The organism is Sinomonas albida (assembly GCF_004919045.1).
Taxonomy (GTDB): domain Bacteria; phylum Actinomycetota; class Actinomycetes; order Actinomycetales; family Micrococcaceae; genus Sinomonas; species Sinomonas albida.
Genome location: NZ_SWDW01000005.1, coordinates 162548 through 177836, shown reverse-complemented (window position 1 = coordinate 177836; position 15289 = coordinate 162548). Strand labels below are relative to the sequence as shown.

General features: G+C 71.9%; 12 protein-coding genes. 7 read left to right on the top strand and 5 right to left on the bottom strand.

Features of this window, described 5'->3' with window-relative positions:
* The first annotated feature begins 11 nt into the window (after positions 1 to 11).
* Positions 12 to 1448 carry a phosphomannomutase/phosphoglucomutase gene (locus E6A26_RS06770; RefSeq protein WP_234865159.1) on the top strand — a complete coding sequence of 479 codons (1437 nt, stop codon included), beginning with the start codon at positions 12 to 14 and terminating at the stop codon, positions 1446 to 1448.
* Complete coding sequence (locus tag E6A26_RS06765) at positions 1445 to 1927, top strand: hypothetical protein (protein ID WP_211128988.1); 483 nt, start codon at positions 1445 to 1447, stop codon at positions 1925 to 1927. Before E6A26_RS06770 ends, E6A26_RS06765 begins: the two co-directional genes overlap by 4 nt.
* On the opposite strand, the gene E6A26_RS06760 is transcribed toward E6A26_RS06765, so the two are convergent.
* On the bottom strand, positions 1917 to 2825 hold the full coding sequence (locus tag E6A26_RS06760) for an EamA family transporter (protein WP_136610421.1): 909 nt from the start codon (positions 2823 to 2825) through the stop codon (positions 1917 to 1919). The two genes, E6A26_RS06765 and E6A26_RS06760, sit on opposite strands and share 11 nt — an antisense overlap.
* A 72-nt stretch (positions 2826 to 2897) precedes the next feature.
* Here E6A26_RS06760 and E6A26_RS06755 point away from each other — a divergent pair, with 72 nt between their 5' ends.
* The 3 genes from E6A26_RS06755 to E6A26_RS06745 all read left to right on the top strand — a co-directional run bounded on the left by E6A26_RS06755 (position 2898) and on the right by E6A26_RS06745 (position 5918).
* The gene (locus tag E6A26_RS06755) at positions 2898 to 3794 is read left to right on the top strand and encodes a LysR family transcriptional regulator (protein ID WP_136610420.1); all 897 of its coding nucleotides are present in this window, start codon (positions 2898 to 2900) and stop codon (positions 3792 to 3794) included.
* A 35-nt stretch (positions 3795 to 3829) separates the two neighbouring features.
* Positions 3830 to 4288 (top strand): RrF2 family transcriptional regulator, encoded by a 459-nt coding sequence (locus E6A26_RS06750; protein WP_136610419.1) that lies wholly within the window; start codon positions 3830 to 3832, stop codon positions 4286 to 4288.
* Between the two features lie 121 nt (positions 4289 to 4409).
* A complete protein-coding gene (locus E6A26_RS06745) occupies positions 4410 to 5918 on the top strand; it encodes an alkaline phosphatase family protein (RefSeq protein ID WP_234865157.1) in 1509 nt (502 codons plus the stop codon).
* A gap of 20 nt (positions 5919 to 5938) precedes the next feature.
* Here E6A26_RS06745 and E6A26_RS06740 read toward each other — a convergent pair whose 3' ends face one another.
* On the bottom strand, positions 5939 to 6550 hold the full coding sequence (locus E6A26_RS06740) for an NAD(P)-dependent oxidoreductase (protein ID WP_136610418.1): 612 nt from the start codon (positions 6548 to 6550) through the stop codon (positions 5939 to 5941).
* A gap of 140 nt (positions 6551 to 6690) precedes the next feature.
* On the opposite strand from E6A26_RS06740, the gene E6A26_RS06735 reads away from it, so the two are divergent.
* Positions 6691 to 7035 carry a winged helix-turn-helix transcriptional regulator gene (locus E6A26_RS06735; RefSeq protein WP_234865178.1) on the top strand — a complete coding sequence of 115 codons (345 nt, stop codon included), beginning with the start codon at positions 6691 to 6693 and terminating at the stop codon, positions 7033 to 7035.
* Positions 7036 to 7048: 13 nt separating this feature from the next.
* Here E6A26_RS06735 and poxB read toward each other — a convergent pair whose 3' ends face one another.
* Complete coding sequence (poxB, locus tag E6A26_RS06730) at positions 7049 to 8773, bottom strand: ubiquinone-dependent pyruvate dehydrogenase (protein WP_136610417.1); 1725 nt, start codon at positions 8771 to 8773, stop codon at positions 7049 to 7051.
* 105 nt (positions 8774 to 8878) lie between these two features.
* Here poxB and E6A26_RS06725 point away from each other — a divergent pair, with 105 nt between their 5' ends.
* Positions 8879 to 11521: an ATP-dependent Clp protease ATP-binding subunit gene (locus tag E6A26_RS06725; protein ID WP_136610416.1), complete on the top strand. Its 2643-nt coding sequence runs from the start codon at positions 8879 to 8881 to the stop codon at positions 11519 to 11521.
* Between the two features lie 93 nt (positions 11522 to 11614).
* On the opposite strand, the gene lhgO is transcribed toward E6A26_RS06725, so the two are convergent.
* Together lhgO and E6A26_RS06715 are read right to left on the bottom strand one after the other, a co-directional pair.
* Entirely contained in the window at positions 11615 to 12838 is a 1224-nt protein-coding gene (gene lhgO, locus E6A26_RS06720) for an L-2-hydroxyglutarate oxidase (RefSeq protein WP_136610415.1), read from the bottom strand.
* Positions 12835 to 15243 carry a PEP/pyruvate-binding domain-containing protein gene (locus E6A26_RS06715; RefSeq protein WP_234865155.1) on the bottom strand — a complete coding sequence of 803 codons (2409 nt, stop codon included), beginning with the start codon at positions 15241 to 15243 and terminating at the stop codon, positions 12835 to 12837. Before E6A26_RS06715 ends, lhgO begins: the two co-directional genes overlap by 4 nt.
* Positions 15244 to 15289 lie beyond the last annotated feature (46 nt).

The window sequence follows — 15289 nt, the reverse complement described above, 5'->3', positions numbered from 1 at the left end:
AACTCAGGCGGGTGACGAGCAACGTGAGCACTCCCTCCGGCCAGGCGCCGCAGCCCGACCTCTCCGCATCCTTCAAGGCGTACGACGTGCGCGGGATCGTGGGCGAAACGATCGACGCGCGGATCGTCGAGGCGGTGGGCGCGGCGTTCGTCGACGTCCTCGGCCTCGCCGGCCAGCCCGTGCTGGTGGGCGGTGACATGCGGCCCTCCTCCCCCGAGTTCATCGCCGCGTTCGCCCGTGGTGCGGCCGCGCGCGGCGGCCTCGTCGAGACGATCGGCCTCATCTCCACGGACGAGCTCTACTACGCGTGCGGCTCCCTCGGTGCCGCGGGCGCGACGTTCACGGCGAGCCACAACCCGGCCCAGTACAACGGCATCAAGCTCTCGAAGGCGGGCGCCCTCCCGGTCTCGTCGGAGACCGGCCTCAAGGAGATCCAGGCGGCGACGGAGGCCTACCTCGCAGCAGGCGAGGTGGCCGCCGTCGAACGCCCGGGCACCATCTCCGAGCGGGACGTCCTCGCGGACTACGCGGCACACCTCCGCAAGCTTGTGGACCTCTCCGGCATCCGTCCGCTCAAGGTCGTGGTCGACGCCGGCAACGGCATGGCGGGCCTCACGACCCCGGCCGTCCTCGGCGACACGCTGCTCCCAGCGCTGCCGCTCGACATCGTCCCGCTGTACTTCGAGCTCGACGGCACGTTCCCGAACCACCCCGCCAACCCGCTCGAGCCGGCGAACCTGGTCGACCTCCAGAAGGCGGTGGTCGAGCACGGCGCGGACCTGGGCCTCGCGTTCGACGGCGACGCGGACCGCTGCTTCGTGATCGACGAGAACGGCGATCCGGTCTCCCCGTCAGCCATCACGGGCCTGGTGGCCCGGCGCGAGATTGCCCGCGCGCAGGCTGGCGGCGAGCCCGAGCCGATCATCATCCACAACCTCATCACGTCCCGCGCGGTGCCAGAGCTCGTCCAGCACGACGGCGGCCGGCCCGTCCGCACGCGCGTGGGCCACTCGTTCATCAAGGCGGTCATGGCTGAGGAGGGCGCGGTGTTCGGCGGCGAGCACTCGGCCCACTACTACTTCCGCGACTTCTGGAACGCGGACACCGGCATGCTCGCGGCGATGCACGTGCTCGCCGCGCTCGGCAGCCAGGACCGACCGCTGTCCGAGCTGGGCGCCGAGTACGAACCGTACGTCTCCTCGGGTGAGATCAACTCGGAAATCGAGGACAAGGCCGGCGCCGTGGCCCGCGTGCGCGAGGCGTACGAGGGTCCCGAGGTCGCGATCGACGAGCTCGACGGGACCACGTTCTCCGCCGCCGATGGCTCGTGGTGGTTCAACCTGCGCCCGTCCAACACCGAGCCGTACCTGCGCTTCAACGGCGAGGCCAAGGACCGCGAGACCCTCGACTCGCTCCGCGACAGCGTCCTCGCGATCGTGCGCGCATGAGCACGGAGGACGGCGTGGCCGGCAACCCGCACGAGGACACGATGCTGCGCGAGCTGCACGACGTCCTCGGCACGGCGCTCGCGATGGCGCAGGAGCAGCTCGAGAAGAACGGCGGCTTCCTGCCGTTCGGCGTCACGCTGGCGGACGACGGCGAGCTACGGCTCGTGCTCGTCGCCCCACCCGAGGCGGAGGACGGCGAGGGCGCGGAAGCCACCGAGCACGAAGGCGATCTGGACGCCGAGGCCATGCTCGCCGACGTCATCGAGCTGCTCAGGCAGGGCCGCGAGGGCTGCCGGGCGATCGCGTTCGCGAGCGACGTCACGCTGCCCGAGCACGGCAGCGACGGGATCCACGCCGCAGCTGAGCACCGCGACGGCGGTCTGCTCGCCGCCATCCTCCCGTACGAGATGACCGCGAGCGGCTACGTCTACGCCCCCGTCGAACCGGATGGGCACGACGCCCAGGTGTTCACGGACTGACGCGGACCTCGCGCTCGGCCCGCGGGCGGGACACCGGACGCGCGCCGCGGGGCCGGACGAGCGTGGTGCCCACCCCCGCGAGCAGGACGAGACCGCCGAGCGCTTCGAGCGGCTGGGGCACCTCGCCGAACGCGATCCACGCGGCGGCGAGCCCCACGGGCGGCACGAGCAGGGTGTACGGAACCACGGCCGCGGCGGGGTACTTCCCGAGCAGCGAGTTCCAGGCCGAGTAGCCCACGAGCGAAGCGAGCAGCACGGTGAACAGCGTGCTCACCCACGCTGGCAGCGACAGGTGCGCGAGCGAGCCCACCACTGCATCCGGCCCCTCGACCGCCGCGGCGAGCGCGAGCATGGGCACCGGGACCACCGCGGCCGACCACACCACGAGGCCGAGGCCTGAGACGCCCTTCGCGGAGCGCGAGATCGTGTTGCCCACGCCCCACGAAAGCCCCGCGAGGACCACGAGCAGGAGCGGCCCGAGCGGCGCGACCGCCCCGCGGCCCACCGCGACGAGCACGAGGCCGACCGCGCCGGCACCCACCCCGGCGAGCTGGGCCGCCGTCGGCCGTTCCTTGAGGGCTGCCGCGGCGATCAGGATGGTGAAGAACATCTGGCTCTGCAGCACGAGCGGGGCGAGCCCCGCGGGCATCCCCCAATGCATCGCGAGGTAGACGAGCCCGAACTGCCCCGCGCTCATGAACAGCCCCAAGCCCGCGATGACGCGCCACGAGACGGCCGGCTTCGGCACGAAGAAGACCGCAGGCACGGCCACGAGCGCGAAGCGGAGGGCCACAAACACGAGCGGTGGAACGTCCCGGAGACCCAGCTCGATCGCGACGAAGTTCACGCCCCAGATGACGGCGACGAGTGCGGCGAGGGCGGCATGGCGGGGTTTCACCCCTCCATCGTCGCCGCAGCAACCTTTCAGCACCAGCGGTGATTTGTGCGACCAACCATCTACGATTGCTTCATGATCGATCTTCAGGCCCTGCGCTCGCTCGCTGCGGTTGAGCGGCACGGCTCGGTCGTCGCGGCGGCCGACGCGCTGGGCTTCAGCCCGTCCGCCGTCTCGCAGCAGATCAAGAAGCTGGAGCGGCAGTCCCGGGCAGCCCTCCTCGAGCGCCAGGGGCGGGGCGTGCTGCTCACGGAGCGCGGCCGCGCGCTCGTCGAGCACGGGGTGCGTCTGCTCGCAGACATCGAGCGAGTCGAGTCGATGCTCGCGGCGGAGGACGCACCCCAGGGGACGTTCGCCGTCGCCTCCTTCTCCACGGCGACGCGCGCGTTCTTCGGGCACGTGGCCCGCCGCCTCGCCGAAGAGGCACCGGGCATGCGCCTCGAGGTCTCGAGCGTCGACCCGGTCGAGGCGGTGGAGCTCGTGGCCCACGGGGACGCGGAGCTCGCGGTCGTCCACAACTGGAACTCCGTGCCGCTCGAGGTGCCGGCACATGTGAGCCTCGAGCCGCTGTGCGAGGACGTCGCGGACGTCATCCTGCCCACCTCGCACCGGCTCGCGGACCGCACCGTGCTGGACCGCCGCGACCTCCTCGACGAAACCTGGTGCGCGACCCCCAAGGGCGCCATCTGCCACGAGGCCCTCATGCGCCTCTTCTCTGCAGAGGGCACGATTCCGCGGATCGGCTTCACGGATCCGGACTTCGCGACGCATGTGGCCCTCGCGAACGACGGCGCCGCGCTGGCTTTGGTGCCGAGGCTCGGCCGGCCCCCACTCCCGGAGGGGGTCGTGGCGCTCCCCCTCGCGGGCGAAACCCCCAAACGCCTCGTGTCGGCAGCGTATCGACGCACGATGTCGGAGAGCCCAGGCGTCCGACTGATCGTGCATCTGCTACGGCACACCCGAGTTATCTGAACAAATGTTTGCATCGTCGCGGTAGACTTCTGGGCATGCGCATGACTGCCTTCGAGGATGTGAGCCTGCGGGCACTCATGTTGCTCAGTGCGGCGGACAGCACCCAGCCGCTTGCCACTCGGGCCATCGCCGAGGGGGTCGGGACGCCCTACAACCACGTGAGCAAGGCCGTACTGCGCCTGCGTGAGCTCGGCCTCGTCGAGTCCACCCGCGGGCGGGCCGGAGGGGTGCAGCTGAGCGACCTCGGCCGCCGGGCCACGGTCGGAAGCGTTCTGCGCGCGCTCGACACTCGCATGGACCTCACAGAGTGCGAATCGCCCACCGGCGACTGCCCGCTCATGTTCCAGTGCAACCTCCGCTTGGCCTTCCGCCACGCCCGCGAGGCGTTCTATGCGGCCCTCGACGACGTGCTCGTGAGCTCGCTGCCGCACGCCCGCCAGATGGGCCCTGTGCTCCTTCAGCTCGGCGTCCGCCCGTACGCGGGCACAGCGTAGACCGGGCTGTCTTTTCCAGACCCCTGCCTCTGGACCCCTGCCTCTGGACCCCGCGGAGGCGTATGTTGTGTCCATCCGGCCGCTTCAGCCCCTGTGAGGCTCAGGTGACAGGAGGAGCACAGTGGTCGAGCCAGCACCCGAGCGCCCGCCGCAACAGCTCGCGGGCAGCAGACCGCCGCGCGGTCCGCTCCCACGCGGCCGGTTCGGGAGGTGGGTCCGCGCCCACCGGACGATGACCGCGGTGTCCGCGGGCGCCGTCGTCCTTCTCCTCATCGCGGTGGGCGGGGTCTTCACCCTCGCGAGCCGCCAGGCCCCGAGCACCGGAGCCACACCCGGCCTCGCGAAGATCAAGCACATCGTGGTGATCATGCAGGAGAACCGCTCGTTCGACAGCTACTTCGGCACGTTCCCCGGCGCCGACGGGATCCCGATGCAGAACGGCGTGCCGACCGTGTGCGTCCCGGACCCGGCCCGCGGGACGTGCGTCAAGCCGTACTACGACCCGACGGACAAGAACTCAGGCGGCCCGCACGGCCAGACCAACGCGACGGCCGACATCGACGGCGGGAAGATGGACGGCTTCGTAGCCCAGGCCGAGCACGCGGCCGCGAACTGCGCGCCGAACGACCCCGCGTGCGCCGGTGCGGCCACAACGGACGTCATGGGCTACCACGACGCGCGGGACATCCCGAACTACTGGGCCTACGCGAAGGACTACACGCTCCAGGACCACATGTTCGAGCCCAACGCGTCGTGGAGCCTGCCCGAGCACCTGTACATGGTCTCGGAGTGGTCGGCGAAGTGCAGCTCGGCGGGGGACCCGCAGTCGTGCGTCAATGCGCTGCAGAATCCCGGGCTGCCGCCGGACTTCGGGAAGCGCACCGCGAAGCCCGCGCAAGCGCCTGACTATGCCTGGACCGACCTGACGTATCTCCTTCACGCGCAGAACGTGCCCTGGGCGTACTACGTGTTCAACGGCACCGAGCCCGACTGCCGCGACTCTTCCGCCGTGACGTGCGCCCCGGTGGCCCAGAACGCGAAGACGCCCGGCATCTGGAACCCGCTCCCCTACTTCGACACGGTCAAGCAGGACGGCCAGCTCGGCAACGTCCAGTCGCTCACGAACTTCTACGCGGCCGCGAAGGGCGGCACGCTCCCGGCCGTGAGCTGGATCGACCCCACGGGCGCCGTGAGCGAGCATCCGCCCGCGCTCGTCAGCACGGGGCAGGCGTACGTGACCGGGCTCGTCAACGCGATCATGTCCGGGCCCGACTGGGACAGCACCGCCATCTTCCTCTCCTGGGATGACTGGGGCGGGTTCTACGATCACGTCACGCCGCCCTCCGTGGACCAGAACGGCTACGGCCTGCGCGTGCCCGGGATCGTGATCAGCCCGTACGCGAAGAAGGGGTACATCGACCACCAGACGCTGAGCCAGGACGCGTATGTGAAGTTCATCGAGGACGCGTTCCTCCACGGCCAGCGCCTCGACCCCGCGACCGACGGGCGGCCCGATCCGCGCCCCGACGTCCGGGAGGACAGCCCCCAGCTCGGCGACCTCGCGAACGACTTCGACTTCAGCCAGCAGCCGTCCAAGCCCGTCCTGCTCCCGAACGCCGCGACGTACTGACGCGGCGCCCGGGAGGGCTCCTAGTTGGCGGCCGTGAAGATCTCTCCGCGGAACTGCGGCTTCTCGAGCTCGTCGAGCGTCGCGACGGCGTAGTCCTGGGCGGAGATGAAGTCGCCCGCGGGGACCCCAACGGCCGTGCGGTACTGGCCGGTGCGCTCGCCCGGCGCGATCACTGCGGCGGGGGCCTGGACCGTCACGTCGAGGCCGGCGGCGGAGTCGCGCAGCACCTCGTACGCTGCGAACACGGTGTCGGATTCGGCCTTGTATTCGGCCGGGAAGTCCGGGAGGTCCTTGATGCGGGTCCCGTCGGGGGTCTGAAGCCCGCCGAAGCCGCCCACGAGGTACAGCCGCGCCTCGGTCGGGACCTCCGCGATCGCGCGGTGCGCCTCGAGGTAGGGCTCGAGCGGGCCGCCGGTGCGGTCGGGCGCCGTTGCCAGGACGACGACGTCGTTCGCCGAAGCGGCCGACCGGAACGTCTCGAGGTCGGCGAGGTCAGCAGCGCGGACGACGGCGGCGCCCTCCACCGCGGTCCCCTTGCGGCTCAGCGCGGTCACCTCGTGCCCGCGGCGCGCGGCCTCGGCGACGATCTGGCTTCCCACCATGCCGGTGGCTCCGTAGACGGCGATCTTCATGAGCGGTCCTTCCGTTGAGTGCGACGCGTGCGGCCGCGATGCTTGGCTCCAGCATTCGACACAGTATCCGGAAGATACCAAGTACTTCAAAGTGCTATGGTTACCTTGTGGAAAGCACTAATGGCCTCGCCTTCGACGTCATGGACCCCGAGTGCCCCTCGCGCGTCGTCCTGCAGCGGATCGGCGACAAATGGACGCCGCTCATCGTCCAGGCCCTCAAGGACGGCGCGCTCCGGTTCAGCGCCCTGCGCGTGGCCGTGGGCGGCATCACGCCGAAGGTGCTGACCCAGACCCTGCGCACGCTCGAGCGCGACGGCCTCGTGGCCCGCGCCGTGTATGCCGAGGTCCCCGTGCGCGTCGAGTATCGGCTCACGCCGCTCGGCGAGAGCCTGCTCGGCCCCCTCGACGCGATCCGCGACTGGGCCGAGACCCACTCGCGCAAGATCCTCGACGCCCGCGACGCCTTCGACGCCGCCACGGCCTGACCGACCCGCGCCCCTAGAACACCCGCCGCCAGTTCGTCTTCGCGAGGTCGAGCACCTCGTCGCCGCGGCCGGAGAGCACGGTCCGGAGGGCGTAGAGCGTGAAGCCGCTCGCCTGCTGGGCCGTGATGGTCGGGGGCATCGCGAGCTCCTGCCGGATCGTCGACACGTCCACGAGGGCCGGGCCGTCATAGGCGAAGGCCTCCTTGAGCCCGCGCTCGAGCTCCGAGGATTCGTCGACCCGGACACCCTTCATGCCGAGCGACCCGGCGACCGCCGCGAAATTCGGGTTGTCGAGGCCCGTCCCATAGTTCACGAAGCCGGCGGACTTCATCTCGAGCTCGATGAAGTTGAGCGAGGAGTTGTTGAACACCACGAGCTTGACCGGGAGCTTGTTCTGCACGATCGTGATGAGCTCGCCCATGAGCATCGACAGCCCGCCGTCGCCCGCGAGCGCGACGATCTGCCGCCCGGGGTAGGCGGCCTGTGCGCCCATCGCGTGGGGCAGGGCGTTCGCCATGGAGCCGTGCGTGAATGAGCCGACCAGCCGCCGTCGTCCGTTCATCGTGAGGTAGCGCGCCGCCCAGATGACCGGCGTGCCGACGTCGGCGGTGAAGACCGCGTCGTCGTCGGCGAGCTGGTCGAGGACCCGCGTGATGTACTGCGGGTGCAGGGCCTGGCCCTTCTTGGTGGGCGTCGCGAGGTCGTCGAGCTTGGCGCGGGCCTTCGCGTAGTGCTTGAGCGAGGCGTCGAGGTGGGCGCGCCGCTGCTTGCGGTCCAGCAGCGGAAGAAGGGCCTCGGCCGTGGCCTTGACGTCGCCCACGAGCCCGAGGTCGAGCTTCGCGCGCCGGCCGAGCTGCTCGCCGCGGATGTCCACCTGGATGATCTTCGCGTGGTCCGGATAGAACTGCTGGTACGGGAAGTCGGTGCCGAGCATGAGCAGCACGTCGCACGCGTCCATGGCGCGGTACCCGGAGCTGAAGCCGAGCAGGCCCGTCATGCCGACGTCGAACGGGTTCTCGTACTCGATGAACTCCTTGCCCCGGAACGCGTGCACGATCGGCGCCCCGAGCGCGTCGGCGAGCGCGACCACCTCGTCGTGCGCACCCTCGACCCCGGCACCGGCAAGGATCGTGACCTTGTCCGACGCGTTGAGCAGCCCGGCGGCCTCGCGCAGCTCCGCATCGCTCGGGACGATGCGCGGCCTCGCGCGCCGCACCACCGCGACCCGCTCCGACTCGACCGGCGTGAGCGCGACGTCCCCCGAGAGGACGACGACGGCGACCCCTCGCTTCTCGACGGCGGTGCGCAGCGCGATCTCGAGGATGCGCGGCATCTGCGCCGGGTCCGTGACCTGCTCGGCGTACACGCTGCACTCGCGGAAGACCTCCTGCGGGTGCGTCTCCTGGAAGTAGTTCGAGCCGATCTCCGTGCTGGGGATGTGCGCGGCGATCGCGAGGACGGGCACGCGCGACCGGTTGGCGTCGTAGAGGCCGTTGATGAGGTGGAGGTTTCCGGGGCCGGCGGAGCCCGCGCACACGGCGACCTCACCGGTGAGAGCCGCCTCGCCGGCCGCGGCGAACGCGGCGGCCTCCTCGTGGCGGACGTGGACCCATTCGATGCTCGGGGTCTCCCGGAGGGCATCGGTGAAGCCGTTGAGCGAGTCTCCGGGGAGGCCGTAGACGCGGCGGACCCCGTTCGCGGCGAGGGTGTCGACGATGTTCTTCGCGATGGTCGTCATGACGCCACGCTAGTCCGGCGCGCACCGGCCCTGAAAGCCCTGGGGAATATCTCGTCGGACACATGGTTGAACATGAGCGAAGCTCACTCAAGTCTAGGAGGATGCATGCCGATCTACTTCGGCCCCACCGCTGGGAATGGCTCGTTCGATGACTTCCTTGCCCGCTACCTGCAGGGCCAGGGAGCACGCCGTCCGAACCGGCCCGTCGACATCACGCGGCTCGTGAGCCGCGGAACCCAGCAGATCCTGAACGCCGCGGGGCGCTTCGCGATCGAGCACGGTCACCGCGAGGTCGACGCCCTCCACCTTCTCCGGGCCCTCGCGGAGACCGAATCCGTCGCGGGCCTCATTGGCTACGCGGGCGCGGACCCCGCCGAGATCATCGCAGCCGCCGAGGAGCGGCTGCCCGTAGGCACACCCGCGCAGCCTGGCGAGGCCGAGGCGGCCGTGCCGTCGCTCACGCAGTCCGCGCAGCACGCGTTCCTCGACGCGTACAAGGTGGCCCGCTCGATGGGCTCGACGTACATCGACCCCGAGCACCTCTTCCTCGCGCTCGTCCTCGGCACGGACGCGCCCGCCGGCCAGATCCTGGGCGCGTTCGGCATCACGCCGCAGGGGCTCGAGGCGCGCGACGGCGCCGTGCCGGAGGAAACAGCGGACGACGGCGACTCCGCACCTGCCGCGGGTCCGCGCGCCAAGCGCCGGGGTTCTCGGACGCAGGGCGGCCAAGGAAAGACTCCGATGCTCGAGAAGTTCGGCACCGACCTCACGGCCCTCGCCCGCGAGGGGAAGCTCGACCCGGTGATCGGCCGCGCCGAGGAGATCGAGCAGGCCATCGAGATCCTGGCCCGCCGCACGAAGAACAACCCCGTGCTCATCGGCGAGGCCGGTGTGGGCAAGACCGCGATCGTCGAGGGGCTCGCGCAGGCCGTCGCGGCCGGCGAGGTCCCCGCGCAGCTGCACGGGCGCAGGGTCGTCTCGCTTGACCTCCCCGCCATGCTCGCTGGCACCCGGTATCGGGGCGACTTCGAGGAGCGCCTCACGAAGACCATGGACGAGATCGCGGCGAGCGGAAACGTCATCGCGTTCGTCGACGAGCTGCACGGCGTAGTCGGCGCGGGCGGTGGCGGCGAGGGCGGCATGGACGCGGGCAACATCCTCAAGCCGAGGCTGGCCCGCGGCGAACTGCACCTCATCGGCGCCACGACGCTCGACGAGTACCGGAAGATCGAGAAAGACCCCGCCCTCGAGCGGCGGTTCCAGCCGGTCACGGTCGGCGAGCCGAGCGTCGAGGACGCGGTCGCGATCCTCGACGGGCTCAAGTCGCGCTACGAGGAGCACCACGGCGTGACGTACTCGGACGAGGCGATCCGCTCCGCGGTCCAGCTCTCGCACCGCTACATCACGGACAGGTTCCTGCCCGACAAGGCCATCGACCTCATCGACCAGGCGGGCGCCCGCAAGAGCCTCGCACGCGGACCCCGGAACGATCTCGAGGCCCTGAACGCCGAGGCAACCCGGCTCGAGGAGCAGAAGGCCGCAGCCGTGGCGCACGAGGACTACGAAGAGGCTTCGAGGCTCCGCGACGCCATCGAGCAGGTGGCGCTCAAGATCGCAGACGCCGTGGAGGCGTCTGCCCAGACGAGCCCGTCCGACGTGGTCGATGAGCCGGACATTGCTGCCGTCATCGCCCGGGCCACGGGCATCCCGGCGGCGCGCGTCACGGAAGGCGAGCGCGAGCGGCTCGCGCGCCTCGAGGACGAGCTCCACGGCCGGGTCGTGGGCCAGGCGGACGCGGTCAGTGCGATCGCGAAGGCCGTGCGGCGCAACCGGACGGGCCTCGGCGACGCGGGCCGCCCCGTGGGCAGCTTCCTGTTCCTCGGCCCGACCGGCGTGGGCAAGACCGAGCTCGCGAAGGCCCTCGCGGCCTCGCTGTTCGGTGACGAGTCTGCGATGGTCCGCTTCGACATGAGCGAGTTCGGCGAGCGCCACACGGTCAGCCGGCTGGTCGGTGCCCCTCCGGGGTACGTCGGCTACTCGGAGGCCGGACAGCTCACCGAGCGCGTGCGGCGGCACCCGTACTCCGTGGTGCTGCTCGACGAGGTCGAGAAGGCGCACCCGGACGTGTTCAACCTGCTCCTGCAGGTGCTCGACGACGGGCGGCTGACCGACGGCCAGGGCCACACCGTGGACTTCCGCAACACCGTGGTGATCATGACCTCGAACCTCGGCTCCGAATTCCTCGCGACGCGCGGGGCCTCGCTCGGCTTCGCAGCGGGCGGGGCTGAGGGCGGGCCCTCCGACACTGAGCTCCGCGCCCGGATCATGGGCCGGCTCCGCGAGACGATGCGCCCCGAGTTCCTCAACCGCATCGACGAGATCGTGCTGTTCCGCAAGCTCACGCGCGAGCAGCTGCACGAGATCGTGCGGCTCCAGCTCCGCAGCACCGAGGCGCGGCTCGCGGCGCAGGGCATCGCCCTCGACGTCGACGACGCCGGCGTGGACTGGATCGCCGAGCGCGGCTACGAGCCCGAGTTCGGGGCCCGGCCGCTGCGGCGGGTGATCCAGCGCGAGCTCGAGGACCAGGTCGCGGACCTGCTCGTCGCGGGTGCCGTGGCCGAGGGCGGGCGTGTGAGCGTGACCGTCCAGCCGACGGACGGCGGCGGTGCGGGCGGCCCCGGCACGGACGACGGCGGCGAGCTCGCCGTCCGCGCAGAGGCGCCCGCCGAGGAGCCGGCTGCCGCCTGACGGCCACCGCGAGACCGGACCAAAAGGACGAGACCGCAGGGTAAAACCTGCGGTCTCGTCGCCTTAACTCCGGTCTCGTGGCAGGCCCTCAAACTACCCCTCCCGCACCGGCACTCCCAGGTGCTCGCGCAGCACGTACTCGGCGATCGCCATCGAGGACGTCGCGGCGGGCGAGGGCGCGTTGCGCAGGAGCGTCACCGAGCCGACCTGGTCCACGGCGAAATCGTCGAGCAGCGAACCGTCCGCGCTCCACGCCTGCGCTCGCACCCCAGCGTGGGCCTTCTCCACGAGGTCAGAGGGCCGCAGCTCGGGCACGAACTCGCGCGCCTGCCGGTAGTACAGGGGCTTCAGCAGCGAGGCCAAGATCTCCCGCGCCCCCATGCGCCAGTGCCGCCGGAACAGCGCGGGCGCGCCCGGCCACATGAGCGAGCCGAACGTGTCCCGCAGCGACACGTTTCCCCACCCGTATCCCTCGCGCGCGAGCGCGGGCACGGCGTTGGGGCCCACGTGAACGTCGTCGTACACGCCGCGCGTGAAATGCACGCCGAGGAACGGGAACCGGGGGTCCGGCACGGGATAGATCATCCCCCGCACCAGCTCGGCCCTCGACGGCTCGAGCGTCCAGTACTCCCCGCGGAACGGCAGGATCCGCGGCGACGGCGACGCCCCAACGAGGCGCGCCACGAGATCGGACTGCAGGCCGGCGCACACGATGAGTCGATCGAAGGTGTGGCTGCCCGCGGTGGTGGCGACCGCCGTCGTCCGCTCCCCCGCGCTCACCCCGACGACCTCGGCGCCAAGCAGCACCCGCCCGCCGGCGCCCCGCACGTCGCTCGCCATCGCCTCGGCGATCGCGGCGAAATCGACGACGGCGGTGTGCGGCGAATGCACGGCGCCCACCCCCGCGACGTGCCGCTCAAGCTCCAGCATGCGCTCGGGACCGATCCGTGCGAGGTCCGGGACGCCATTGGCCCGTGCGCGCCGCTCGATCTCGTCGAGCCGCGGAACCTCCTCCGGCGTCACGGCGACCACGAGCTTGCCGAGTTCGCGGTACGGCAGGGCGCGGTCGCGGCAATAGTCGCGCGTGAGCTCCCGGCCCCGCGCACAGAGGATGGCCTTGAGCGAGCCGGGCTGGTAGTACAGCCCCGCGTGCACGACGCCGGAGTTGTGCCCCGTCTGATGTGCCGCGACCCGGCGCTCCTTTTCGAGCACCGTGACGTCGAACCCGCCGGTCAGCGCGAGGGCCCGCGCGATCGCGAGCCCGATGATCCCGCCGCCCACGATCCCGACGCGCTCTGTCCCCGGTGGCACAGTCATGCCGCCTCCACGCGTCCTCTGGTCCCGTCGACACGCACGCGGTGCCCGTCGCGGAGCACCGACGTGCCCCGCCGCGTCCCCATGACCGCCGGGACGCCGTACTCGCGCGCGACGATCGCCGCGTGCGAACCGAGCCCGCCGGTATCCACGACGACAGCGGCCGCCCGCGCGAACAGCGGCGTCCACGAGGGATTGGTGTTCGGGCACACAAGCACCTCGCCGGCCCGCAACGCCCCGAACTCCTCCGGCCCGTGCACAATCCGGACCGGCCCTTCGGCGACGCCGCCGCTCGCCGGCGTCCCCGCGACGAGTGCGCCCGCGCCGTCGTCCGCGGGGGACTCGCGCGGAAGGACCACAGCGAGGTCGAGCAGCGGGACGCCCGCGTACTCGCGCCTCAGGGCGGCGCGGCGCGCGGCGAGGGCACGCACACGGGAACGGTCGACGTCGTCCATCGACTCGGGCGCGCCCAGCGCCTTCAGCTCCTCGAGGCGCAGGTGGAAGACGTCCTCCGGCACGGCGAGCGCCCCGGCGGACGCGAGCCGCCCGCCCAGCTCGAGGAACGTGGCCCGCAGCGGGGGCATGACGCGGGTGATGAGGAAGTGCGTGTCCTCCCGGAACGCCAGGCCACGCCGGGCCGCGTCGACGAGGCCGCGGGCCGCCCGCGCCGCGCGCGCCGAGCGCAGCAGCGGGTGGGCAAGGAGCGTCTCGAGCGCCTCGGCGCCGGGGGCGGGTCCCCGCTCGGCAGGCGGTTCGGCGGCCGCCGCCTGGATGAGCGCGGCAACCGGCACGGGGTCGTCGCGCCACGCGGGTGCCGTCGCGAGGACGATGCTGACGGACTCACGATGGCCATACTCCGCGAGGAACCCGGTCAGCCTGTCGTCGAAGTCGGCGAACTCGGGGCGAGTGCGGACGGCGTCGAGGAACCCGCGGGCGTCGAGCTCGCGGGCCGCGGCCGCGAGCCCGGGGTCGGCACGGACCGCGTCGGCGAGCCGCTCGAGCGCGTCGTTTCCGTCGCGTGTGCGGGTGCGTGCCCCCGCCACGAGCGGCGAGGCGAGCCGGCCGAGCCCGAGCACGGCCAGCCCGAGCCGCAGCGGCACGAACGGCACGAACGATCCCGGGAGGTACCGCGCGCGGACCACCGCGAGCGGCCGCATCGCCTCGTGGCACCGGTCGATCCGGGCGGTGAGGTCCGGCCAGGGCAGTTCGGAGAGCTGCTCGGCGTCGAGCGCGCTGACGGCGGCATTGAACTCCGCCACGAGCGGATCCTCGGTCCAGCGTTCGGGCCGGAAGCGGCGTACTCGCCGGGCCACCGAAAGGGGCGCGCCCAGCGTGAGGAGGCTCGGGCGGGGCCGAGGCGGGACGAGCTGCAATGCCACCCCGTCGCGCTCCTGGATGAGCGTGCCGAGCGGCGGGAACCGAACCCCGACGCTCCCTGCCATGACGTCGAGCATCCGGACCACGCCCGGTCCGAGCCACGCCGTGACGTCGAGCGGATACGGCCGAGCGGTGAACATCTCGAGGAAGAACGGCGCGACCATCCGCTGGATCCGGCCGAGCTGCGGCGGCTCAAGCGGGAGCGCCGTCATGGGCCGGGCCTGGAGGAGCACGATCCGGCTCCCAGCGAGCGCCCATTCGATGTCCTGCGGCACCCCGAAGTGCCGTTCGGCCCGGACGGCGAGCTCGGCCAGCTCGCGTGCGGCGCGGTCGGGCAGAACGCGGGCGGCGCGACCGGGCGCGGGGGTCCATTCGCGGACGGTGACGTCACGGTCCAGCACGAGATGCTCGGGCGTGACCTCGCCCGAGACGACTGCCTCGCCGAGCCCCGGCGCAGCGTCCACGACGAGCTCGGCGCGCCTGCCCGTGAGCGGGTTGGCGGTGAAGAGGACCCCGGCGGCCTCGGCGTCCGCCATCCGCTGGACGACGACGGCGATCGCCACGTCCGCGGGCGCGATCCCGTGCCGCTCGCGGTACTGGACGGCGCGGTCGGTCCAGAGGGAGGCCCAGCAGCGGCGGACCGCGGCGGCCACCGCGGCGGGGCCGACGACGTCGAGGAACGTGTCCTGCTGGCCCGCGAAGGCCGCGCCGGGGAGGTCCTCCGCCGTCGCGCTCGAGCGGACGGCGACCCGTGTGCCCGCGGGACCGAGCTCCGCGAGGGCGGCCGCGATCTCGAGCTCAAGGTCCCGGGAAAGCGGGGCCGCCTCGAGCGCCGCGCGGGCCTTCGACGGGTCCGTGGCCGCGCGGTCGGGGTCGAACCCGGCCGCCTCGGCGTGGGCGCGGTAGGCCGACGTCGTGACGACGAAACCGGGCGGGACCGGGAGGCCGGCAGCCAAGAGCTCGCCGAGGTTGGCACCCTTGCCACCGGCGTCGGGCAGATCTTCCGCGCGGAGCGAGGCCAGGGGCCTCACGGCCCCAGAGTGGTGGGGCGAAGCCGGGCTGAGCGGGCTGACCAAG

Coding starts and splice junctions, on each gene's coding strand:
- E6A26_RS06765 (WP_211128988.1), top strand. CDS start 1,445: ATGAGCACGGAGGACGGCGTGGCCGGCAACCCGCACGAGGACACGATG.
- E6A26_RS06755 (WP_136610420.1), top strand. CDS start 2,898: ATGATCGATCTTCAGGCCCTGCGCTCGCTCGCTGCGGTTGAGCGGCAC.
- E6A26_RS06750 (WP_136610419.1), top strand. CDS start 3,830: ATGCGCATGACTGCCTTCGAGGATGTGAGCCTGCGGGCACTCATGTTG.
- E6A26_RS06740 (WP_136610418.1), bottom strand. CDS start 6,550: ATGAAGATCGCCGTCTACGGAGCCACCGGCATGGTGGGAAGCCAGATC.
- E6A26_RS06735 (WP_234865178.1), top strand. CDS start 6,691: ATGGACCCCGAGTGCCCCTCGCGCGTCGTCCTGCAGCGGATCGGCGAC.
- poxB (WP_136610417.1), bottom strand. CDS start 8,773: ATGACGACCATCGCGAAGAACATCGTCGACACCCTCGCCGCGAACGGG.
- E6A26_RS06725 (WP_136610416.1), top strand. CDS start 8,879: ATGCCGATCTACTTCGGCCCCACCGCTGGGAATGGCTCGTTCGATGAC.
- lhgO (WP_136610415.1), bottom strand. CDS start 12,838: ATGACTGTGCCACCGGGGACAGAGCGCGTCGGGATCGTGGGCGGCGGG.